The following is a 20077-nucleotide window of genomic DNA, read 5'->3' as shown; positions in this document are numbered from 1 at the left end:
GCTTGTCCGGCCCGCTTCGAATTACCCAAAATATTTTAGATATTCTAAAATATTTTCAGGAATTTAATTTCGATTCTGTTTAAATTCATACGCCGCTTTTCTGACAGGCGGTTTTTGAAAACCCATTGCAGACTCGCAAAATTTTTTAATATGATCGGATAAGCGCTCCACCGGTTGTGAGTGAAGGTTCTCGACGTGCTGTTGGCTTTGGAGAAAGCTGGATCATGACGGACGAAAAGCGCCGCACCGCGATCAAGGCTTTGATCGCGAAGCGCACCGTAGCGAACACAGCGAGCAAGGCCGTTGCGCGTGCCGCTCTCATCAGAGAGGGTATTTATAAGCAGGACGGTAAGCTTCAAGTGAAATTCGGCGGGGAGCGCAAGAAGGATACAAGAGCAGCTTGAGCCGTCTCGCGACCTCGTTCGTCCTCGGCTACCACGGATGCGACGAGGCTATCGGGCTTAAGGCGATCCGTGGCGATACTTCAATTATTCAGAGCAACAAGGGATACGACTGGCTCGGGCCTGGGGCGTATTTCTGGGAGTCCGATCCGAGACGCGCCCTGGAATGGGCCGAAGCGAAGTGCGCGACGTCGAAGACGGCAAAGCCTTTCGTGGTCGGTGCCGTCATCGATCTGAAAAATTGCCTCGATCTCACGAATCGGGACGATCTCGAGATCGTTCGAGTGGCCTATGATTCATTTGTGGCGACGCAGACGGTTGCAGGCCTGCCGCTTCCAGAGAATCGCAATGTCAAAGGCGACCCGAATTCCGACCGCCTCCTGCGCTTCTTGGATCGGGCCGTCATCAATCACCTCCACAGCATCATCGATAATCCGGGGGAGGGGGATCCGGAACTGGAACCCTACGACACCGTAAGAGGGATGTTCACGGAAGGCGGTACGCTGTATCCGGGCGCGGGGTACATGCGGCAAAGCCATACCCAGATCGCGGTTCGCAACACGCGGTGCATCCTTGGTCTGTTTCTGCCCCTCCCCATTGGTTAGTCTCTCGGTGCATCAGGGATTTCCCCAGGGCAGCGTAGAGGGCCTGCAGTACTTCCGCCGTCGCAGACTTGTCCACGCCGAACAGGCCGATGATCCAGGCCATGCCGCTTGGTAGGCGGGCGCACTGTCACGCCGCGCAATTGGCGGCAAACAGGGCCAGGATGCGCTGCATGACGCCGTAATGCCCCATGCTCGCCGGATTGCGAAGCTCCGCCCCGTCCGGGACGATGCCGGCGAAGCCCGCACCGACATCGGCGACGAAGCTGCGCGGCCCGACATGCTGTCCCATGCGATTGGTCGTGTCGACCTCGCCGCAGATTGCCCCCGCACGGCCGGTGCGCAGCCGGCCATAGCGCGCAGTCTCCGGCACCTTCAGGCCCTTGCCGACGAGGGCGATCACGCTGTGTGCCTCGGGGCCGAGCGTCGTATCGGACCCGTCGACGACGGTTTGCGCTCGCACCGGGCCAGCGCCGAGGATCGGGCTGGCGAGCATCGCTACGGCCAGATATCGGGACAGGGTCGTCATCGGTGTCGCTCCGGTGTGCGGGTTCACCCGGCCTTGGCCACGACCTCGACGTCCCGGTCCATCCCGCTCTCGACCTTGAACTCGCGGGTGTAGACCTGCCCGTCATGGCGGGCGATGAGGACGTAGTCGCCTTCCGCCAGCGTCACCTGCGGGAAGGCGCCGATCGCCTCGCGGATGGTGTCGCCGCCCGGTGTCAGCACGCTGAAGGCAGTGCCGGCGAACGCCTCGGCCCCGGCGGCGGCCACGAGCTTCAAGGTCATGGTGGCGGCGCGGTGGTTGAGGGTGGCGTCCGTGACCTTGCCGTTGTCGACCTTGAGGTCGGCGCGCTGGATCGCGTTGGATTCTCCGTAGGTGGAGACCACGTGGTAGGTGCCCTCGGGCAGGCGCACGAGCTCGCCCGCCTTGACGTCGCTGCGCACGAGGCGCCCCTCCGAATTGGTGCCGATCGGCACGAACACCGAGAAGGCGAGCTGGTCGGCGGCGATCTTCACGTCACCGATGGCGCCCGAGAGCTTGAGCGCCCCGGCGCTGACCTTGAGCTGCTCGGAGATGGGCAGGCCGGCCATGACCACGCGCTTCGAGGCGCTGGCAAAGCCATAGGTGACGGTGGCGATATAGCTGCCGGGTGCCAGGGTGAAGCTCGGGGCGGCGGCCTCCGAGCGCGCGACGATGCCGGGCCGGGCACCATCCGGCCGATCCTCGTAGATGCGCCACGCCAGCCCCGAGCGCAGCGGTCTGTCGCTGCCGGCCAATAGGGCGCCGAGGCTGAGCGCGGCGGCCGGCTGCTCCGGCGGCGCGGGAGCGGCGTTCGGCCCGGACATTGAAGGTGGAGACATGGAAGGAGCAGGCATGGACGGCGAGGGGAGGTTGGGGCCGATCCGGTTCTGGAACGCGCCGGCGTCCTGGGCGCGGGTGATGCCCGGCGCGAGCGCAAGCACGATCATCAGGCCGATGCGTCGAAGCCCAATCCGTCCCATCGACCTCTCCTCCGCGGTATTCGGTCCCGCACGGCATCAGCGCGGATGCGATTGCCAAGCCGCACCCGACGCGCCATCTCTGGTGCGACGCGATCGTCACCACCCGGCTCTGCGACCCGACCATGGCGGCGGCATGGCCGAAACGGCGCCGACCTGACCGGGCGACACGACTCCGCGAGACTGAACCCCGCTCTATCTTGTGTCGTGTTTAGACGCCTTTTTCGCGCGCAAAAGCCTTTCCTTCGCAAACGGGTCTCGATGAACGCCACCCTCGATCTCCTGCGCACCCGCCGCTCGGTTCCGCCGCCCCGCCTCGACGGGCCGGGGCCGAGCGACGCCGAGCTCGACGCGATCCTGACCCTCGCAGCCCGCGTGCCGGACCACGGCAAGCTCGCGCCCTGGCGCTTCATCGTCATCGCGGGCGAGGCACGTCGGCGCATCGGCGAAATCATCGCGCACACCTACGCGGCCGATCACCCGGAGGCCGATGCCGCCCGGCTCGACCTCGAGCGTACCCGCCTCGCCCACGCGCCCGTGGTGATCGCGGTGGTCTCCCGGGCGGGCCCGCACATCAAGATCCCCGAATGGGAGCAGGTCCTGTCGGCGGGCGCCGCCTGCATGAACCTCGTGGTGGCGGCCAACGCCTCCGGATTCGCCACCTCCTGGCTCACCGAGTGGTTCGCCTACGATCGCCGCGTCCTCGACGCGCTCGGCCTCGACCCGCGCGAAAAGCTGGCCGGCTTCATCCATATCGGACATCCCCAGGAGATCCCGAGCGACCGGCCCCGGCCGGATCTCGCCGAGATCGTCACCCGGATTTGAGCGACCCATCATGCACTACGATTCAGAGACCAAGGGCCTGCCCCACAACCCGCTGAAGGCGCTGATTGCGCCGCGGCCGATCGGGTGGATCAGCGCGATGAACAAGGCGGGCGCGGTGAACCTCGCCCCCTATTCGTACTTCAACGCGGTCGCCTCCGGCCCCGACATGGTGATGTTCTCGTCCGCGGGCCGCAAGGATGCGATGACCTTCGCGGAGGAGGGCGGCGAGTTCGTCTGCAACATCGCCACCTTCGCCTTGCGAGATGCGATGAACGCCACCTCCGCCCCCCTCGAACGCGGCGAGAGTGAGTTTGCTTTCGCCGGCCTGACGCCGGTCCCATCGCGCAAGGTGCGGCCGCCGCGGGTGGGCGAATCGCCGGCCGCCATCGAGTGCAAATGGGTGCAGACCGTGCCGCTGACCCCCCTCGACGGGTCCGAGGCCAGCCACTTCCTGGTGATCGGGCAGGTGGTCTCGATCTACATCGACGATGCCTACATCAAGGATGGCCTCGTGGAGACCAGCGCCATGCGGCCGATCCTGCGCGGCGGCTATTTCGACTATTTCACCGCCGAGCCGGAGACCCGGTTCGCATTGAAGCGCCCGGCCGGCGCCGGCCAATGACAGGGCTTCAGCGCCCGAAGCCGTTCTCGTCCTGGGACACGGCCACGTGGATGAGCTCGGCGAGGGTGCGCACGCCGAGCTTGTGCCGCAGGATCGCGCTGGCGCCGATCACGGTGCGGTAGCTCACCGCCAGGGCATCGGCGATGGCCTGATAGGATTGCCCGCGCCCGAGCAGCGACAGCACCTGCAACTCGCGTGCGGTGAGATCGGCCAGCGGCGAGCGGCGCGCCCCCAACCCGAGCATCGCGACGCGGGTCGCCAGAGCGTGGGGGAGATAGCTCCGCCCGGCCCGGACCGCCTCGAACGCCTCGTGGAACTGCGCGGCCGGCACGTCCTTGAGCACGTAGCCGGTGGCGCCGCTCTCGAGGGCGCGCGAGACGATGACCGGATCGTCGTGCATGCTGAAGGCGAGAATGCGGGTCTCGCGCGCCAGCGCCCGGATCTGCCGGATCAGCGACAGGCCCGACAGGGCGCCGGTGCGGAAGGTGAGATCGGCGACCACGATGTCGGGGCGCAGGCGGTGGAACAGCCGGTAGCCGGCAACGATATCGGTGGCCTCGTGGACCGTACCGACCCCGGCATCCTCCATGATGCGTCGGACGCCGCGCAGGATCACCGGGTGATCGTCGACGATGAGGACCTTCGTCACCGGCCCTCCCCGGGATCGGGCGGCGCACCCCCGGCATCCCTGGGCCCGTCACCGCCCCCTTGCGACGCATAGCGCTCGGTCAGCCGGGTGAGCGCGGTCGCTCGATCGGCGCCCTGCTGGCGGGTATTGTAATAATGTTGGCACATTTCGCCGAAGAGCTGCTTGCGCGTGGTGGCCGCCGCGACTTCCTCGAGACCGTCCAGCAGATCGGCATAGGGCTCCGGCTTGCCGGCTTCGGCGAGCATCTGCCCGAGTTGCACGGTGCGGTTGGCGACCATGCGCGGGTCCTCGATGAAGGTGTCCTTGGCGCGCGACAGGCTGTGGCGCAGGTGCTCGGCCTGGGAGCCGACCTCCGGCGCCGGCCGGCCGAGTTCGCGGCTGGCGAGCCAGCGGGCCGGGTCCATCGGATCGGTGGGCGAGAGCCATGCCGGGACGTCGGCGTCGGACTTGGTCGCCACGATGATCTGCTCCTCGGGGGCACGGGCCGTCTCACCGGATTCCTCGGCCTTGTCACAGGCCGAGACGGCGAACGCGAGCAAGACGCCGATGGCGATCGGGCGTCTCATGACCGGTCCCCCCCGGAGGTCCGGACGACGAGGCTGCGCGGGCCTTCCCCAACCGGGATGCGGGCGGTCTCGACGAGGCGCGTCAGATCGATGGCCGAGACCGAATCCGAGAACCAGTTCGCCACATAGGCGGTGCCGCCGTCGATGGCGACGCCCTCGGGGTAGCGCCCCACCGCCACATTGGCGATCACCTGCGGGCCGGCGGCGTCGAGCACGGTCATGGTCCCGGCCTGCTGGTTGGTGACGAGGATGCGGGTGCCGTCCTGGCTCACGGCCACGCCGTACGGCATGGCGCCCACCGGCACCGTCGCGATGGTTCTCAACGCCTGGGTGTCGATGACGCTGAGGTCGCCGCTGCGCACGTTGGCGACGTAGAGCCGGTCCTCGGCGGGGCTTAGGGCGAGGGCGAACGGTGCCACGCCCACCGGCACGGTGGCGATGCGTACCATGGTGGCGGTGTCGACGATGCTGATCTGCCGGCTCTCGCGATCGGCCACGTAGAGGCGGCCCCGGCGGTCGATCACGAGGCCGGCCGGGTCGCGCCCCACCGCGGCACTGCCCTCGACCGCACCGGTCAGAGCGGAGATTCTCACCACCCGGTCCCCCGACCAGTCGCCGACGAGCAGGCTCGCCCCGTCCGGCGTCACCGCGAGGCCGAAGGGCTGGCCGGCAAAGGCGAGGTGGCGCAGCACCGCGTCGGTCCGCCCGTCGACCACGGTCACGGACCGCCGGTCGGGATGCGTCAGGTAGATGAGCCCGTCCGGCCCCACCGCCGCCTGGGCCGGCGCGGGCCCGACGGAAATCCCGGCGGCGCCCGGTGCCACCCGTGTCAGCGTTCCGGCCTGCTGGCTCGCCACGTAGACCGTCCCGGCCGTCACCGGGACGGAGCCGAGCCAAGCGGCAAGCCACAGGCCGAGCGCAATCCGGGTAGCCTTGCAGATCATGAAACAGCCCCGCAGATCATGGTGTGACCTTGCCCTCGACCAGGGCCTTGAGGCCTTTGAGCCCATCGCCGAAGTAGCGGTTCATCGCGGCCTTCCCGGCGGCGTCGCTGAGGTCCTCCGGCGGCTCGTTACCGGTGTCGCCCCGGTAGAACCGGCCGATCCATTCCACCTTCGAGCCATCGCCGTCGGGCGTCACCGTGAGGGTCGCCGAGTAGGACGAAACCGGGAGCGCCTTCAGGTCGGCATCGGATAGGCGGTAGGAATAGGTGCGCTTGGCCGCATCCCATTCGTCGAGGCCCTCGTCGAGGGTGCCGCCGGCCTTGAGGGTCACCCTGCGGCGTCCATCCGAGGCATTGCCGCCCTGTCCCTCGCTCCTGGCGACGGCCGGGTGCCATGTGCCGATGCCGGCGAAATCGCCGACCACCGCCCAGACCGCATCGGGCTTGGCCGCGATGGTGATCGACTGGTCGACCTTCTGCGGCGTCGGGCCATGGGCCAGGGCGCCATGGGTAGCGGCGATATGGGCGAGGGCGACGCCCGCGATCAGGGCGAGGAACGCGGAACGGGTCACAAGACGCATGCGGGATCAGGCCTTTTTCCAAGTGGCGAAACGGCGCGGGCCGCCGGGCGGCAAGGTACCCGCCAGGAGAGGCAGCAGGGGGCTGGCGAAGACGGCGACGAGGAGCGCCAGCGCCCCACCGCCGAGGAAGGGGCGCAGATCGAGGCTGCCCGGGAGCGGGCGCGGGGTCGCGGCGGCGAGCAGCGGGCGGACGAGGCCACCGGGGCCATCGAGATGGGCATAGGTCAGGCCGGTCTCGCCGGAGAGCCGCTTCAGGTAGGGCTCACGCACGGAGGAGAGGTGTTCGCTGCCGGTGGCGGCGGCCCCGCCGAAGGGCGCGTTGCGCGGGTTGTACCCCTCGCGGCTCTCGGCATCGGCCGGGGGCGGCCCGAACCGATTCTCCTGCTGGACGTCGCCCGAGCCGTAGAAGCCGGTCTCCCGGCCGCGGTCGTTGAAGCGCGGGATCGGCGACAGGGCATAGCCGCCGGTCCCGACGATCAGCCCGCGCACGGCACCCGGCTTGCCGTCGAAGACCGGGCCGCCGGTGCTCGGCAAGGGCGGCGCCTCCTGACCGTCGGTGAGGAAGAGGAGGTCGGTGTCGAGTTCGGCCGCCATGTCCACCGCCCGGAACAGGCCGGCGGAGATGCGGCTGTCCCCCTCCCAGGCCATGCGCCAGTCGAGGGCGGCGAGGGCCCCGTCGAGGGGGGAAAAGTCGCCGCAGACCTCGATTGGGGTGAACAGCAAGAACGGCCGGCGCTCGGTGAACAGTCCGAGGGCGAGGCGCGAACCGCAGGGCAGGGCGGCGACGAGATCGCGCAAGGCCGCCTTGGCCGTCTCCAGCCGGCTCACTGGCTTGCCCTCGGCGCCCGCATAGTCGCGCACGTTCATGCTGCCGGTGATGTCGACGATGGCCAGCACCGCGACGCCGGTCCGGGTGAGGGGCAACGGGCCCAGGACGAAGGTGAGCGCCACCAGGGCCAGTGCCCCGGCGAGCAGCCGGAAGCGGGGATCGCGCAGGTTGCGGGTGAGCAGCGCCCTCACGGCTCGCCCCGCGGCTGGCCGGGAATGTCGGTCCAGATCTTCTTCGGCTCGGCCTTCAGTTCGTCGCCGGTCTTGCGATCGAAATCGGGAAACTCGCGCAGGAGCCGCGAGGCGACGTCGAGGTTGAACTTGGCGTCCCAGTAATCCGGCCGGCCCTGGAGGGCGCGGCGGTAATCCTGGCGCGCCAGGGTGATCAGGGGACCGGCGGGGTCGAGGTCGCCGCGCTCCAGATGGCCCAAAGCCTGCCGCAGACGGGCATTGGCCAGCGCGTAGCGGGCCCGCGCCGCCCGATCGGTGTCGCCGGCCCGCTCGAGCGTGTCGATCAACGGCTCGATTCCCTCGGTGAGACCGCGCCGGGCCAAGTGCTGGACCCGGGCAAGGACGAGCGAGCCCACCGCATCGGGACCCACCGCCACGTCGCGCCCGGCCTGGAGCGCGGCGATGTCGGCATTGGCGCGCTCCACCCGCCATGCCGCGACGCCGAAGCCGAGGGCGGCAAGGAGGAGCAGGATCGGCAGGGCGACGAGCAGGTGCGGACGCGTGTGCCGCCATACCTCCGCCAGCGTGCGGCGGACGAGGACGGACCGGGACGCAGCCTCCCGGCGCGCAGGGGGAAGGGCGCGCGCGGGCATTATGTCTCGGCCTCAAGCCATGGGCGGCGGATTGGGCGTCTGCCCCTCTCCCCGCCGGGCGGGGAGAGGACCGCATGCACCGCGTCGTGCATGCGGTGAGCGCAGGCGAAGCCGGAGCGAGGGTGAGGGGGTCTCTCCGGACGCGCTCCGTACGGGGACGCCCCCTCACCCTCGGCTGCCGCCTCGTTTCGAACCCGGCAAGGGGTCGGAAACCCTCTCCCCGCAAGCGGGGAGAGGGGAAGCCACATGATTCGGGCGCCGGGATTCGCACACGGCATCATGCGGCCATCCTCCGGGGTGGCGCCTCGGCGGCGGATGGCGCCACGGACCCGCGTGCCCTGCGGATGTCCGCTTCCGCGAGTTTGCCCGCCACCAGCAGCACCAGCCCGAACAGGCTCAAGCCGAAGGCGAATCCCGAAAGGTCCCGGCGCGGGCGCTGCTCGGTGTAGGGGATCGGATCGCGCTCCAGCGCCTCGATCTGGCGGATCGCCGCCGCCACGGCCTCCGGCCCCTCGGCCTCGAAAGCGCGATAAGGGGTGCCGAGGCTCTTGAAGAACAGGTCGAGGTGGCGCTCGGGCGCGGCCTGGGGTGTATCCTCGCCCACCGGCTTGTCGGAGATTGAGGGCGAGCCCTTGGTGCGTAGGAACAACCAGTAGAGGTTGGGCCGGATCTTGGCGAAGGCGGCCCGCAGATCGCCCTGGACGCGCGGGTCGATCACCGCCGCCCCGTCCGAGACCAGCAGCAGCGCCCGCGAGACTTGGGCGCCCTGAGTGCCGAACTGCGACAGCCCCATGGCGAGGCCGCGCGCCACGTTGGTGTAATCGAGTCCCGGCCGGTCGATGGCGCGGATCGCGGCGCGCACCGCCTCGTGCCGGTCGGTCATCGGTACGACCAGCATCGGCGCCGTCGAGAAGGCGGTGACCGCGAACTGGTCGTGCGCCCGGCTGCCGACGAAATCGCCGAGCAGACGGCGCGAGGCGGCGGCCTTGGATTCCTCGGCGCCCGAGGGCTGACGCCCGGCGAAGGTCTCGTTCATGCTCCCCGAGCGGTCGACGAGGATCGAGACCTGGGCGCCGATGCCGGTGCGGGTGACGGTCTCGCCGTTGCGGTAGGGGCCGGCCAGCGCGAGGATCAGGCCGCCGATGGCGAGGAGGCCGGCGAGCCGCAAAGTCCAGCCGATCGCCCGCGAGAGGCCATCCGCCGGGCCGGCCGCGATGGAGGCCACCGGCACCAAGCGCTGGGCCGAGCGCCACAGCGGCAACAGCGCCAGGGGCAGCAGCCACAGGATCAGGGGCGTGGCGACGGAGAACCGCGCGAGGGCGTCGTTCATCGTCACGCCGCCCGTTCGGTGGCGGCGAGGCGTCGGGTCAGCGCCGCGACCTCGGGGAAGGGCAGGGCGGCGCGAGCGGCCGGGACGCCCGCGCCGAAGAAGGCGAGGCGCGAGGCCGCGAGCAGATGCGCGAGGCGCGGGCCTTCCGGCCGGTAGGCGGCATGCCGTTCGAGGAACCCGGGCAGGTCTTCGGCGAGCACCCGGCGCCCGTCGGTTGCGTCGAGGCCGCGATGGAGGGCGCGCAGGGCCTCGCCGTAAGCGGTCTCGGCATCCGGCCGGGCCGCGAGGGCGCGCAGACGCCGCGCCGCGATGCCGAACGGGCGCCCGCGCCGTGCCCGGAACGGCCCCCAGGCCCGGTCGCGGGCGAGCCCGAACAGGGCGACCAGCGCCAACCCGGCGAACGCCGCAGCGCCGACGCGCATCGGCTGCGGATCGAGGGGCGCGACGCGCCCGTCCGGCCGCATGTAATCGGCCGGATCGGCTTTTGCCGGAGGCTGGACCTCGCGCAGGGGCGAAATGTTGAACGACCAGGCCGGCACCTGCGCCGTCGTCGTGGTGGCCCCGTGGTCGCTCGCACTGACGAAGGTGAGGCCGAAGCCCGGGATCTCCAGGGCGCGGGCATCGAGGGCGGCATAGAAGTTCTGGTAGGTGAGGGAGAGACGGACCCGCCGCGCGTCGCCGGCCTGCGTCTCCTCGGTGGCGACGTCGCGCAGGTCGAGCCAGTAGGCCATCGGCCCCGGCTGGGGCAGCGAAGCCGCCTGGAGCGTGAAACCGGGCTCGACGACGATGTCGACCTGGGCCCGCACCAGATCGCCGAGGAAGTAGCCGAACGGACGCGGCGTGCGGATTTCGACGGAGCGCACCTGCGCCTGCGCGGTGCTGGCGAGAACCACCGATGCGAAGGCGGCGAGTGCAAGGCCCGGACGGCGCATGAATCGCATCAGGTTCCGATGAGGTGGCGGGTGAGGGCGTCCGCGTCGAAGCGCCCGGCGAGGCGGAACGGCGGGCGGCCATAGGCCGTGGCAATGCGGGACAGAGTCTCGGCCCGCGCGCGTTCGCGGGCGATCCAGGCGCGGCGCAGGGCAGGGCGCATGAACACGGTGCGGCGCCCCGCCCCTTCGAGGTCGTCGAGTTCCATCAGCCCCCAGGCCGGCAGATCCGCGTCCTCGGCGGGGTCGGCGAGCATCACCGGAACGATGTCGTGGCGGGCGAGCCCCGCGAAGACCTGTCCGATCAGGGCTTCGGGCCAGCGGAAATCCGAGACCACGAACACGATCTTGGGGCGGCCGACGAGGTGGCGGCCGGCCTGCGCCATTCCGTCGGCGTGAGCGCCCCGGCAGCGGACATCGCGCAGGCGGGCAGCAACGGCGGCGCCGATCCCGCGCCGGCGGCTCGCCGGGAGGGTCACGTCCGCGCGGATCTCGGCATCGCAGCCGATCAGACCGAACGCATCGCCGATGCGGGTGGCCGACGCGGCCAGCGCGCCGCAGAGGGCGGCGACCAAGTCCATCCGGTCGGCCGCGCCCCGGAAGCGCATGGAGGCGGTGAGATCGACGAGCGCCCAGACCTCGATGGCGGTACGGCTCTCGAAGCGCCGGACATGGGTGCCCTCGAACGGATCGCGCAGGGTGGCGCGCACGTCGATGCGCCGCGCATCCGGCATGCGCAGGAACGGGACCTGATCGCGAAACGTCCCGAGCCCGCCGGCATCGCGTCCGCGATGCGCGCCGAGGGCGGTGCCGGGCAGGCGACCGCGTGGCCGGTAGACGATGTCGGGTTCCATCACGGGGCCGGCACCGTGTCGAACACGGCGCGGCACAGCTCGGGCACGATGGCGCTGCGCCGCATCTCGTAGACCGGTTCGAGGAATACGCGGTGCGCCATCACCTCGGGGAAGATCGCCCGGATGTCCTCCGGCACCAGCCAGTCCCGGCCCTCGAGCCAGGCACGGACCTTGGCGGCGCGCACCAGGAAAGCGACGCCGCGCGGCGAGGCTCCGCCCTGCACCAGGGCCTCCATGTCGACGCCGGACAGGCGGATGCCGGCACCGGCGGGTCGCACCAGCGCCTCCCACAGACCGATGACGTAGGCCTCGATGGCCGGGCTCGCCTGGATACCGTGCTGGATCGCGCGGCCGATCCCGGCGATCGCCGCATGGTCGAGGATGTCGGCGTCGATCCCGGCGATCAGGGCGTCGGTGTCGTGGAAGCGCGGATCGAACACCAGGGCGCGGCGACTCTCGGCATCGCGCGGCGCCTCCATGCCGATCTCCATCAGGAAGCGGTCGCGGGCGGCCGCCGGCAACTCGAAAGTCTCCTCGCGTTCGACCCGGTTGCGGTCGGCGAAGACCTGGAGATTGGGGAAGTGGTACTCGCGGTTGAACGCGGTCAGGCTGCGCTCGGCCATCAGGCGCAGCAGCAGCGAATGGACCTGGGGCCGGGCGCGGTTGATCTCGTTGAAGAAGAAGATCGACAGATCTTCGGCGCGCCGCAGCACCGGGCCGGGCTCGACGCGGGGGCGCCCGTCCTCGGCGAGGTAGGTGTGGTAGACCAGATCGGTCGGCATCATGTCGACGGTGCCCTCGACACGCTCGTAGGCGCCGCCGAGCGCACGCGCGACCGCCCGCAGGAGGGTGGTCTTGCCGACCCCGACATCGCCCTCCAGCAACACGTGGCCGCGGGCGAAGATCGCGATGGTGATGAGCCGGATCGCCCGGTCCTGCCCGATCACGGCCGAGGCCACCGCCCGCTCGAACCGGCCGGCGGCTTCGCGCCAATCGGTGAGCATCGCGTCGCCGGGGCGGGTTTCGTTCATCACGGGGTACCTTGGGATGTGCCGTCGCTCGTCATCCGGAGCCTCAGGGAGCGCAGACTCGAAAAGGGGCGGTCATTCTGGATCGCACGCTCGGGGGTGCGGCCGTTCGGGTCCGGACCGACGGCAGCCGCCGCACTCTCATCGACTCATGTGGTAGGAACGGCCGCGATACCTGCTGGAGAGCGGTCCAAGCCTCAGCGGGATCGCGGCCGAGCCGTCCTCAGTTCGCCGACAGCTTGGTGACGTCGTATTCGAACTTGCCGGACTTCTTGGCGGCTTCGATGCGCTTGGCGTTGCGCTCTTCCATGCCCTTGATCGACTCCGACTGCTTGTTGAGCTCTTTCGGGTCGTGCTTGGGGTCGTACTTCGAGCCGGCGATCTTCTCCGGGAAGCCGGGCTTGGGCTCCCAGCAATTGCCGGCGGCCTTGCACTTGGTGCCGTCATAGGCCTGCGCCGGCATGTTCAGCACCGGCATGGCCAGCATCGCGCCCGCACCAAGCGCCATCGCGTAAATGAACGTCCGCATGATCGTCTCCTCCGTTGTCGTTGGCGCGGCGCGTGCCGCTCATCGTTCACCGCGCGTTTGGTGACGCGGTGTGACTTCCCGCGGCCGCTATTCCAGTGGCTTGCACTGGCCCTTCACGTCCGTGGGGAAGGTCTCGCCCTGCTTGTAGGGCGTGTAAGTCTTCTTCTGCGCGTCGTTGAGCCAGACGGCATCCTTGACCGGGCCTGTATAGAGGTGCCGAACCCAGGTGATGACCTGCAGCATCTCGTCGGGGGTCAGGTTCTCGTTGTGCGGACCCATCATGCCGTTGGCACCGCCGAAGATGGTCGAGAACAGGCCCGAATCCTCGGTGTTGGACGGGTAGGTCCAGTAATTGTCGTTGAGGCCGGGGCCGAGCTTGCCCTCGGCGAGGTGGCCGTGGCAGCCCGAGCACGACGTCGAGAACAGGGACTCGCCGTTGCGCAGGCATGACTTGTCGTCGATGTAGATGTTCTTGCCGGTCTGGAAGAACTCCTTCACCGCCGCCGTATCGCGGCCGCCCTCCTTGCCCTCCGCAATGTTGAGCTGCTCGCCGGTGACGGTGTTGCGGAAGACGAAGCCGCTCTGCGGGCCGGCGGCGGGCTGAGCGAGGGCGGCGATCCCAGCCGACGCGGCGGCGAGGCCGAGGAATGCGGCGATCACGGTATTCTTCTGAATCATCGAGGTGCTCTGATTACTTTTGACGAGAGGCCGGGCGCGGGCCCGTGCCGTCGGACCAATCGGGGAGGGGCGGCCCTCAGTTGGAGGGGACGAGCGGCACGCCTTCCTGCTTCAGGATCGCCTCGATCTGCGGCTTGGCCTTGGCGATGCCGGCATCGAGGGCGGCCTTTAGGGCGGCGTCGTCCCGGCGCACGCCCATGGACTGGTCGAAGCTCTGCGGCATCTTCTGGCCGTCGCTGCGCACCGTGTCGTCGGGCACCGCCGTCACCCGCAGGGGCGTGCTCGAATCCTTGACGTAGCGGGCGACGTCCGGGCCGAAGGCCACCGCCACGTCGGCCTTGCCGGCCGCGACTTCACTGATCATCCGGGCGGGATCGATCTGGGTGTACTGGTTGCGCGGGGCGCGGAAATTCACCAGCGAATAGAGGTAGGCCATGTCCTCCTCGTAGCGGCCGATATCCTTGAGCATCGCCTCGCCGGGCGTGCCGAAGCCGACGACCATGTGGTCGACGCTTTTGAGGCGCGGGTCGGCCCAGGACTTCACGTCGAGGTCCTTGTCCGCACGGGTGATGAAGACGTAGCCGCTGCGATAGTACGGCTTGGTGACCAGCACGCGCGGGTCGTCGCTGTCGAGCCCGACCACCACGTCGCAGAGCTTCTTGTCGAGCCCATCGCGCACCAGGTAGATCGCCGGCTTCTCCACCCAGACGAACTGCGCCTTGCGCCCCATCGCCTCGGCGACCGCGCCGGCGATGCGGTTCTCCAGGCCCGAGCCGTCCTTCATCGACAGCGGCGGCTGGACCGCCGCGCAGACGCGCAGGGTCTTGTCGTCGGCGGGCGCCTCGGGGGCGGCGGCGCGGGCGGTGACGAGGCAGCAGGCGAGGGCCAGCAGGGACGCGGCCGAGGTCGCCGCACGGCGGCGTCCAATGACGAACGACATGGGATCGGATCCGTTTCTTATGGTGTGTCTTGGGGTGCGCGGCGGCAGGACATGGCGTGTCCCGTTTCGCTCACGCATGAGGAAGAATCCGCGCGGCATGTCTTTCGAAGGAAGACGTCCTTGCGGGAACCCCGCCGGCCATCGGCCGGCGAGGTTCGTCTTTCGTCTCAGAAGTTTTTACTTGGAAGTGGGTCTTACTTGGCAGCGGTCTGGTACTCGCCGACGTTCGGATCGTCGTACGGGCCCTTGCCGTTCAGCGAGAACACCACCACGCCGCCACCCATCTGGGTGTAGTTGGCGAGCTTCTTGAAGGCGCCCACCGCGCCGAGGCCGGCGGTCGGATCCTGCAGATCGAACACCAGGCCGACGCCCGGCCAGCCGCCGACGCCGTAATAGATGGCGACGAACTGATCACCCTTGTGCGTGTAGGTGATCGGGTAGCCGATGGCGCCGGACGGCAGCTTGAACTTCCAGAGGAGGTCGCCGTTGTCCGAGTTGCGGGCCTTGATGTAGCCGTCGAGGGTTCCGTAGAACACGAGATCGCCGGCTGTCGCCATCGTCCCGCCCCACACCGCGAAGCGCTCCATCTTCTCCCATTGGAAGGCGCCGGTGATCGCGTTGTAGCTCTTGATCTGACCGAGGCCTTCGAAGTTCTGCCGGTCACCCTTCGGGCCCGGATACATGTTCAGCGTGGCGCCCACGAAGAACTGACCCGCGCGGTAGGGCAGCATGAAGGGCTCCCAATCCATGCAGATGTGGTTGATGCCCATGAAGAAGGCCTTGCGCTCCGGATCGTAGGAATCGTGGCCCTGGTTGTGGTAGCCCATCGCCGAGGGACAGACGTCCTTGGCCAGGTGATCCATCCGGGTGCCGTATTCCGGATCGCGCACCGGCTGGCCGGTCTTGAGATCCACCGACTTGAACACGTTGACCGTGTCGTCGATCTTGTTGGCCGAGACCAGCGAGCCGTCGGTCCGGTCGAGCGTGTAGACGATGCCGTTGCGGTCCGGATGGGTCAGGAGCTTGCGGTCCTTGCCGTCCTTGTCCTTCTGGTTCGACAGCATCATCACGTTGACGCCGGCGTAATCCCACTCGTCGTGCGGGGTCTTCTGGTAGCCGAACTTGGCTTCACCGGTGTCGGCATCGCGGCCGAAGATGGTCATGGTCCATTTGTTGTCGCCGGGACGCATGGTCTCGTTCCACGGCGCCGGGTTGCCGGTGCCGAAGTAGATCAGGTTGGTGCCCGGGTCGTAGGCGTACCAGCCCCAGTTGGTGCCGCCGCCGATCTTCCAGGCGTCGCCCTCCCAGGTGGAGGTGCCGAGGCCCTTCTGGCCGTAATGGGCGTTCTTGATGTTGAAGTCGGGGGCCAGCAACAGGTCCTTGTCGGGGCCGGTGGCATAGGCGCGCCAGACCTGGGCACCGGTCTTCACGTCGTAGGCGGTGAGATAGCCGCGCACGCCGAGTTCGGCGCCGGACGATCCGATGATGACCTTGTCCTTCACCACGTAGGGAGCGATGGTCAGGGTCGAGCCCATCTTGATGTCGGAGTTTTCGACCTTCCACACCGTCTCGCCGGTCTCGGCGTTGAGCGCAGCGACGTTGCCGTCGAGCTGCGTCTTCAGGATGAGGGACGGGGTCTTGCCATCGCCGGGCCAGTAGGCGAGGCCGCGATTGACGAGATCGCAGCAGGCGACCGCACGGGCGGCCGGGTTCTGCTTGGGCTTGTCCTGCCACAGGATCAGGCCGGGATCGTCGAGGCCGAGGGCGAAGGTGTTGTTCGGGAACGAGGTGTGGATGTACATCTTGCCGTCGACGACGACCGGAGCGCCCTCGTGCCCGTTGAGCAGGCCGGTGGAGAAGGTCCACGCCGGCTTGAGCTGCTTGACGTTGTCGCGGTTGATCTGCTTGAGCTTGCTGTAATTGTCCGAGTCGTAGTTCTTGCCCGGCATGATCCAGTTGTCGTCGTTCTTCGAGAGATCGACGAGTTTGTCATTGGCTGCCGCAATGCTCGACAGTCCGATCGGCGCCAGGGCCATCACGGCCAGCACCGACACCGAACTCAGTAACCTGCTCATCGTAGCGTCTCCTCAGCTGCCGCCCCGTCTGTCGACCGTTCGGTCGTGCGTGGCTGTTTCTCCCGCCGTTTCGGAACACAAACCCTGAAATCTCACGAAGACTCCTCGAGTTCTTAAAGTTTCATAAGACTTGTTTGGTCTTATAAGAAACTTATTACTGTTCCTTCAGCCCTTATTTCTAGACTTCTTCTGTCGATAAAGTCTTTAGACGATCCGACATTTCTACTCGGGATAGATCGGCAATTTGAATATGCCGATTGCGCAGTATTGCCGCGTGTCTTGACCACCCTCGACGGCCGGCGCAGGAATAGAGAAATGGGTGGCGCACAAGCGATCGGCCCACGCGCTCGGCAGATGACGGGAGAGGGGGCCGATGGCGCCAGGAGATGGGCGGTCGCGCGGTGTTTCGGACGAAGCCCGGTCGGTCGCGCCGCGAGGCCGTGGGCGATCCCGCGAAGGCGCCCTGCACGAAGGCGCCCTGCACAAGGGGAGGTCAGGCGCGCGCCTCGCCGCCCCGTTGCTGGCCATGAGCCTGTTCATGGCCGGACATGGGCCCGCGGCCGCGCAGGATCTGGCAGCGCTCTATCCCCGCGACGCGCGCCGCGACCTCACCGGCGCCGACATCGCGCGCTATCCGGGGGCCGGCGTGCTGTACTGCCAGGGTCCGGACGGCATTCCGCACAAGGCGGCGGCGGCCTGGCTGATCGGCGACCCGTCCGTCGTGGTGTTGAACGCGCACAATTTCCGCAACCGGCACCTCGAGACCACCCGCGTGGTGGCGGATTGCTTCTTCCAGATCGGCGGACGCAACTACGACTTCCTGGCCGACAGCCTGCGCCTCGGCGTCGCCCCGGGGGCGCAGGCCCTGCACATCACCGACGATTGGGCGATCCTGCGCCTGACGCAGCCGGTGCAGGGCGTCGCAGCCCAACCGCTGCCGCGCCCGCCGGATCTGGGGGAGGGGGCAGCGACTCTGCCTGTCGTCATGGTCTCACCCGGCGGCCACGAGAACTACCGCGGCCCGAGCAGCCTCGAAGCCTGCACCATCCGGCAGGTCGACCCGCCCAGCGAGGGCGGCGTCCGGCGGATCCGCCACGATTGCAACGACGGCTTCGGCGGCTCCGGCTCGGGACTGTTCGACGAGGCGGGCCATCTCATCGCGATGCAGAGCGCATCGCTCTCGATGAACGCGCGCAAGCCCTTCGACATCGAGTTCCACTATGGCTCCGCCCTGCTGTTCGAGGGCGATCTGCTGGCGAGGCTGACCGAGGCCGTCACGGGCGCCCGCACGCCCTCACCCTGAACGGCGGCGCGTGGACCGCCCGAAGCGCTCGGCGATGACGATGCCGCCCAGAACCAGCCCGAGCGCCAGGGCGTCGTGCCAGCGGAACGGCTCGCCCACCACCAGGATGGAGAGCCCTGCCCCGAAGATCGGCACCAGGTTGATGAACAGGCCCGCCCGGTTGGGGCCGATCAGTTCGACGCTGCGCAGGAACGACAGTTGCGCGGCGAGCGACGGCCCGAGCGCCACGAACGCGACGATGGCCCAGCCGCGCGGACTCGGCCAGATCGTGCGGTCGAGGGCCCATTCGACGGCGAGCGGCGGCAGGGAGGTGACGAACCCCACCAACGCGATGGCCATGAAGAAGCTCAGGCCGGAGACCTTCGGCCGGGCCGGCAGCGCGACGGTGTAGCCGGCATAGACCAGGCAGGCGACCAGCATCAGCACGTCGCCGCGGTTGAAGGCGAGGGTGGCGAGCACGCGCCAATCGCCATGGCTGGCCGCCACGACGGCGCCCGCCAGCGTGACGCAGACGCCGACCACCTGGGCGCCCCCCACCGGCACGCGCCGGACCACATAATTGATCAGGATCACCAGGACCGGGATCGCCCCCTGGAACAGCGCCACGTTGACGCCGCTGGTGTAGAGGCCGGCGGCGTAGAACAGGCTCGCGTAGATCGTGTAGCCGAAGGTGCCGATGGCGAGCACGTAGGGCCAGTGGCGGCGCAGGCGGCCCCATTCACCGGCGAACCGGCGCCACGCCACCGGCGCCAGGACGAGGCAGGCGAACGCCCAGCGCAGGCAGGTCAGCACCTGCGGCGAGACCTCGCCCACCGCCCATTTGGCGGCCACCACGTTGCCGCCCCACAGGAGCATCGTGAAGAGCAGAAGCGGATAGGCGAGGGCCGCCGCCGGCTGGGCTTCGAGGGTGGGCGCATGGGCCGGAGCCTCGGGCGGGGCGATCCCGATCACCGGCACGGGGCGCGTCTCTGGCGAACTCATCGGGCTCCTTCACGGGCGAGGAGGGTGGCCTTGCGGGCGACGCCCCAGCGATAGCCGGAAAGGGCGCCGTCGGTGCGCACGACCCGGTGGCAGGGAATCGCGATCGCATGCGCATTGGCCCCGCAGGCGCCGGCCACCGCCCGCACCGCAGCGGGCCGGCCGATCATCGCCGCGACCCGCGCATAGGTGGCGGTCTCCCCCGCCGGGATGGTGCGCAGGGCCTCCCAGACCCGCTGCTGGAAGGCGGTGCCGCCGATGTCGAGGGGCAGGTCGAGGCCCAGGCCCGGGGCCTCGACGAGGCCGACCACCCGGGCGACCGTTTCCTCGAATCCCGCATCGCCGCCGGTGATCTCGGCCCGGGGAAACCGGTCCTGGAGGTCGCGGGCGAGGGCGTCGGGATCATCGCCGAGCAGGATGGCGCAGACGCCCCGTATCGTCGCGGCGACCAGGATCGACCCCAGCGAGCATTCCCCCACGGCAAAGCGGATCGCGATGCCGGCGCCGCCCTTGCGATAGGCCCCGGGCGTCATCCCGAGCCGCGCCTCGGCGGAGGCGTAGAACCGGCTCGCGGCGTTGTAACCGGCGCCGTAGAGGGCGTCCGTCACCGATCCCGCCGCTTGCAGGTCAGCGGCGAGGCGCCCGGCCCTGTGCGCTTCGGCATAGGCCTTCGGGGTGATTCCGGTGACGCGCTTGAACACCCGGTGGAAGTGGAACGGGCTCAAGGCCGCGGCCTCGGCGAGTGCCGCGAGAGCGGGGGGCGTCGAAGACGCGGTGATCAGGCGGCAGGCGCGGGCGATGGCCTGCCCATGCCGCTCGGCCTGCGAGGGCTCGCCCGGCCGGCAACGCAGGCAGGCGCGGAATCCGGCCTGCTCGGCCGCCGCACAGCTGGCATGGAAGCTGACGTTCTCCGGCCGCGGGGTGCGGGCGGCGCAACTCGGCCGGCAATACACACCTGTGCTGCGCACCCCATAGACGAAGCGGCCATCGGCGACCGGATCACGGACGGCCAGGGCCGTCCAGCGCGGGTCGGCGGTGATGAGGTCCGGTTGCCGGATCGACATGGGGGAGGGCTCCCGTGGGTGTTTC

23 protein-coding genes are annotated in these 20077 nt (G+C 69.0%); 5 read left to right on the top strand and 18 right to left on the bottom strand.

Annotation, left to right across the window (positions count from 1 at the left end):
* The first annotated feature begins 224 nt into the window (after positions 1–224).
* Positions 225–404, top strand: coding sequence for a hypothetical protein (locus G3T14_RS24620; RefSeq protein WP_204262623.1), 180 nt, complete (start codon positions 225–227; stop codon positions 402–404).
* Complete coding sequence (locus G3T14_RS04435) at positions 401–1006, top strand: hypothetical protein (RefSeq protein ID WP_163640428.1); 606 nt, start codon at positions 401–403, stop codon at positions 1004–1006. The genes G3T14_RS24620 and G3T14_RS04435 overlap by 4 nt, the downstream gene beginning before the upstream one ends.
* A gap of 127 nt (positions 1007–1133) precedes the next feature.
* On the opposite strand, the gene G3T14_RS04430 is transcribed toward G3T14_RS04435, so the two are convergent.
* Both G3T14_RS04430 and G3T14_RS04425 read right to left on the bottom strand, forming a co-directional pair.
* On the bottom strand, positions 1134–1532 hold the full coding sequence (locus G3T14_RS04430) for a hypothetical protein (RefSeq protein WP_163640427.1): 399 nt from the start codon (positions 1530–1532) through the stop codon (positions 1134–1136).
* Between the two features lie 23 nt (positions 1533–1555).
* A complete protein-coding gene (locus G3T14_RS04425) occupies positions 1556–2476 on the bottom strand; it encodes a hypothetical protein (protein WP_163640499.1) in 921 nt (306 codons plus the stop codon).
* A 291-nt stretch (positions 2477–2767) separates the two neighbouring features.
* Between G3T14_RS04425 and G3T14_RS04420 the strand changes: the two genes are divergently transcribed.
* Together G3T14_RS04420 and G3T14_RS04415 are read left to right on the top strand one after the other, a co-directional pair.
* Positions 2768–3331, top strand: coding sequence for a nitroreductase (locus tag G3T14_RS04420; protein WP_163640424.1), 564 nt, complete (start codon positions 2768–2770; stop codon positions 3329–3331).
* Between the two features lie 10 nt (positions 3332–3341).
* Positions 3342–3953 (top strand): flavin reductase family protein, encoded by a 612-nt coding sequence (locus G3T14_RS04415; RefSeq protein WP_163640422.1) that lies wholly within the window; start codon positions 3342–3344, stop codon positions 3951–3953.
* Between the two features lie 7 nt (positions 3954–3960).
* Here the strand turns inward: G3T14_RS04415 and G3T14_RS04410 are convergent, their stop codons facing one another.
* From G3T14_RS04410 to G3T14_RS04345, 14 genes are all read right to left on the bottom strand, one after another.
* Positions 3961–4602 carry a response regulator transcription factor gene (locus G3T14_RS04410; RefSeq protein WP_163640420.1) on the bottom strand — a complete coding sequence of 214 codons (642 nt, stop codon included), beginning with the start codon at positions 4600–4602 and terminating at the stop codon, positions 3961–3963.
* Entirely contained in the window at positions 4599–5168 is a 570-nt protein-coding gene (locus tag G3T14_RS04405; RefSeq protein ID WP_163640418.1) for a hypothetical protein, read from the bottom strand. Before G3T14_RS04405 ends, G3T14_RS04410 begins: the two co-directional genes overlap by 4 nt.
* Positions 5165–6112, bottom strand: coding sequence for a cytochrome D1 domain-containing protein (locus G3T14_RS04400; RefSeq protein ID WP_163640416.1), 948 nt, complete (start codon positions 6110–6112; stop codon positions 5165–5167). The genes G3T14_RS04405 and G3T14_RS04400 overlap by 4 nt, the downstream gene beginning before the upstream one ends.
* Before the next feature lie 16 nt (positions 6113–6128).
* Complete coding sequence (locus tag G3T14_RS04395; protein WP_163640414.1) at positions 6129–6692, bottom strand: SRPBCC family protein; 564 nt, start codon at positions 6690–6692, stop codon at positions 6129–6131.
* 6 nt (positions 6693–6698) lie between these two features.
* Positions 6699–7712 (bottom strand): VWA domain-containing protein, encoded by a 1014-nt coding sequence (locus tag G3T14_RS04390; protein WP_163640412.1) that lies wholly within the window; start codon positions 7710–7712, stop codon positions 6699–6701.
* Positions 7709–8344, bottom strand: a complete 636-nt coding sequence (locus G3T14_RS04385; RefSeq protein WP_246732900.1) for an MxaK protein — start codon at positions 8342–8344, stop codon at positions 7709–7711. The genes G3T14_RS04390 and G3T14_RS04385 overlap by 4 nt, the downstream gene beginning before the upstream one ends.
* Positions 8345–8621: 277 nt before the next feature.
* Positions 8622–9674, bottom strand: a complete 1053-nt coding sequence (locus tag G3T14_RS04380) for a vWA domain-containing protein (protein ID WP_163640410.1) — start codon at positions 9672–9674, stop codon at positions 8622–8624.
* Positions 9675–9676: 2 nt separating this feature from the next.
* On the bottom strand, positions 9677–10606 hold the full coding sequence (locus G3T14_RS04375) for a nonribosomal peptide synthetase MxaA (RefSeq protein ID WP_163640408.1): 930 nt from the start codon (positions 10604–10606) through the stop codon (positions 9677–9679).
* Positions 10607–10614: 8 nt separating this feature from the next.
* Positions 10615–11457, bottom strand: a complete 843-nt coding sequence (locus G3T14_RS04370; protein ID WP_163640496.1) for a DUF58 domain-containing protein — start codon at positions 11455–11457, stop codon at positions 10615–10617.
* Positions 11457–12488 (bottom strand): MoxR family ATPase, encoded by a 1032-nt coding sequence (locus tag G3T14_RS04365; RefSeq protein ID WP_163640406.1) that lies wholly within the window; start codon positions 12486–12488, stop codon positions 11457–11459. Before G3T14_RS04365 ends, G3T14_RS04370 begins: the two co-directional genes overlap by 1 nt.
* A 220-nt stretch (positions 12489–12708) precedes the next feature.
* Positions 12709–13014 carry a methanol dehydrogenase [cytochrome c] subunit gene (locus G3T14_RS04360; protein ID WP_163640404.1) on the bottom strand — a complete coding sequence of 102 codons (306 nt, stop codon included), beginning with the start codon at positions 13012–13014 and terminating at the stop codon, positions 12709–12711.
* Positions 13015–13101: 87 nt separating this feature from the next.
* Positions 13102–13692 (bottom strand): cytochrome c(L), periplasmic, encoded by a 591-nt coding sequence (gene moxG, locus G3T14_RS04355; RefSeq protein WP_163640402.1) that lies wholly within the window; start codon positions 13690–13692, stop codon positions 13102–13104.
* A gap of 76 nt (positions 13693–13768) precedes the next feature.
* Positions 13769–14632 (bottom strand): methanol oxidation system protein MoxJ, encoded by an 864-nt coding sequence (gene moxJ / locus G3T14_RS04350; RefSeq protein ID WP_163640400.1) that lies wholly within the window; start codon positions 14630–14632, stop codon positions 13769–13771.
* A gap of 194 nt (positions 14633–14826) precedes the next feature.
* Positions 14827–16707 (bottom strand): methanol/ethanol family PQQ-dependent dehydrogenase, encoded by a 1881-nt coding sequence (locus G3T14_RS04345; RefSeq protein ID WP_163640398.1) that lies wholly within the window; start codon positions 16705–16707, stop codon positions 14827–14829.
* A 538-nt stretch (positions 16708–17245) separates the two neighbouring features.
* Between G3T14_RS04345 and G3T14_RS04340 the strand changes: the two genes are divergently transcribed.
* Complete coding sequence (locus tag G3T14_RS04340) at positions 17246–18010, top strand: trypsin-like peptidase domain-containing protein (RefSeq protein WP_163640494.1); 765 nt, start codon at positions 17246–17248, stop codon at positions 18008–18010.
* On the opposite strand, the gene G3T14_RS04335 is transcribed toward G3T14_RS04340, so the two are convergent.
* Together G3T14_RS04335 and ada are read right to left on the bottom strand one after the other, a co-directional pair.
* Positions 18002–18991, bottom strand: a complete 990-nt coding sequence (locus tag G3T14_RS04335; protein ID WP_163640396.1) for a DMT family transporter — start codon at positions 18989–18991, stop codon at positions 18002–18004. The two genes, G3T14_RS04340 and G3T14_RS04335, sit on opposite strands and share 9 nt — an antisense overlap.
* Positions 18988–20052, bottom strand: a complete 1065-nt coding sequence (ada, locus tag G3T14_RS04330; RefSeq protein ID WP_163640394.1) for a bifunctional DNA-binding transcriptional regulator/O6-methylguanine-DNA methyltransferase Ada — start codon at positions 20050–20052, stop codon at positions 18988–18990. Before ada ends, G3T14_RS04335 begins: the two co-directional genes overlap by 4 nt.
* Between the last annotated feature and the right edge of the window lie 25 nt (positions 20053–20077).

This window comes from Methylobacterium sp. BTF04, from assembly GCF_010692745.1.
GTDB lineage: Bacteria > Pseudomonadota > Alphaproteobacteria > Rhizobiales > Beijerinckiaceae > Methylobacterium.
This window is presented reverse-complemented; position numbering and strand designations above follow the sequence as displayed.

What these genes read in the sequence shown, in the direction of transcription:
- G3T14_RS24620 (WP_204262623.1), top strand. Translation starts at nt 225, where the DNA reads ATGACGGACGAAAAGCGCCGCACCGCGATCAAGGCTTTGATCGCGAAG.
- G3T14_RS04430 (WP_163640427.1), bottom strand. Translation starts at nt 1,532, where the DNA reads ATGACGACCCTGTCCCGATATCTGGCCGTAGCGATGCTCGCCAGCCCG.
- G3T14_RS04425 (WP_163640499.1), bottom strand. Translation starts at nt 2,476, where the DNA reads ATGATCGTGCTTGCGCTCGCGCCGGGCATCACCCGCGCCCAGGACGCC.
- G3T14_RS04420 (WP_163640424.1), top strand. Translation starts at nt 2,768, where the DNA reads ATGAACGCCACCCTCGATCTCCTGCGCACCCGCCGCTCGGTTCCGCCG.
- G3T14_RS04415 (WP_163640422.1), top strand. Translation starts at nt 3,342, where the DNA reads ATGCACTACGATTCAGAGACCAAGGGCCTGCCCCACAACCCGCTGAAG.
- G3T14_RS04405 (WP_163640418.1), bottom strand. Translation starts at nt 5,168, where the DNA reads ATGAGACGCCCGATCGCCATCGGCGTCTTGCTCGCGTTCGCCGTCTCG.
- G3T14_RS04400 (WP_163640416.1), bottom strand. Translation starts at nt 6,112, where the DNA reads ATGATCTGCAAGGCTACCCGGATTGCGCTCGGCCTGTGGCTTGCCGCT.
- G3T14_RS04395 (WP_163640414.1), bottom strand. Translation starts at nt 6,692, where the DNA reads ATGCGTCTTGTGACCCGTTCCGCGTTCCTCGCCCTGATCGCGGGCGTC.
- G3T14_RS04385 (WP_246732900.1), bottom strand. Translation starts at nt 8,344, where the DNA reads ATGCCCGCGCGCGCCCTTCCCCCTGCGCGCCGGGAGGCTGCGTCCCGG.
- G3T14_RS04380 (WP_163640410.1), bottom strand. Translation starts at nt 9,674, where the DNA reads ATGAACGACGCCCTCGCGCGGTTCTCCGTCGCCACGCCCCTGATCCTG.
- G3T14_RS04375 (WP_163640408.1), bottom strand. Translation starts at nt 10,606, where the DNA reads ATGCGCCGTCCGGGCCTTGCACTCGCCGCCTTCGCATCGGTGGTTCTC.
- G3T14_RS04370 (WP_163640496.1), bottom strand. Translation starts at nt 11,457, where the DNA reads ATGGAACCCGACATCGTCTACCGGCCACGCGGTCGCCTGCCCGGCACC.
- G3T14_RS04365 (WP_163640406.1), bottom strand. Translation starts at nt 12,488, where the DNA reads ATGAACGAAACCCGCCCCGGCGACGCGATGCTCACCGATTGGCGCGAA.
- G3T14_RS04360 (WP_163640404.1), bottom strand. Translation starts at nt 13,014, where the DNA reads ATGCGGACGTTCATTTACGCGATGGCGCTTGGTGCGGGCGCGATGCTG.
- moxG (WP_163640402.1), bottom strand. Translation starts at nt 13,692, where the DNA reads ATGATTCAGAAGAATACCGTGATCGCCGCATTCCTCGGCCTCGCCGCC.
- moxJ (WP_163640400.1), bottom strand. Translation starts at nt 14,632, where the DNA reads ATGTCGTTCGTCATTGGACGCCGCCGTGCGGCGACCTCGGCCGCGTCC.
- G3T14_RS04345 (WP_163640398.1), bottom strand. Translation starts at nt 16,707, where the DNA reads ATGAGCAGGTTACTGAGTTCGGTGTCGGTGCTGGCCGTGATGGCCCTG.
- G3T14_RS04340 (WP_163640494.1), top strand. Translation starts at nt 17,246, where the DNA reads ATGGCCGGACATGGGCCCGCGGCCGCGCAGGATCTGGCAGCGCTCTAT.
- G3T14_RS04335 (WP_163640396.1), bottom strand. Translation starts at nt 18,991, where the DNA reads ATGAGTTCGCCAGAGACGCGCCCCGTGCCGGTGATCGGGATCGCCCCG.
- ada (WP_163640394.1), bottom strand. Translation starts at nt 20,052, where the DNA reads ATGTCGATCCGGCAACCGGACCTCATCACCGCCGACCCGCGCTGGACG.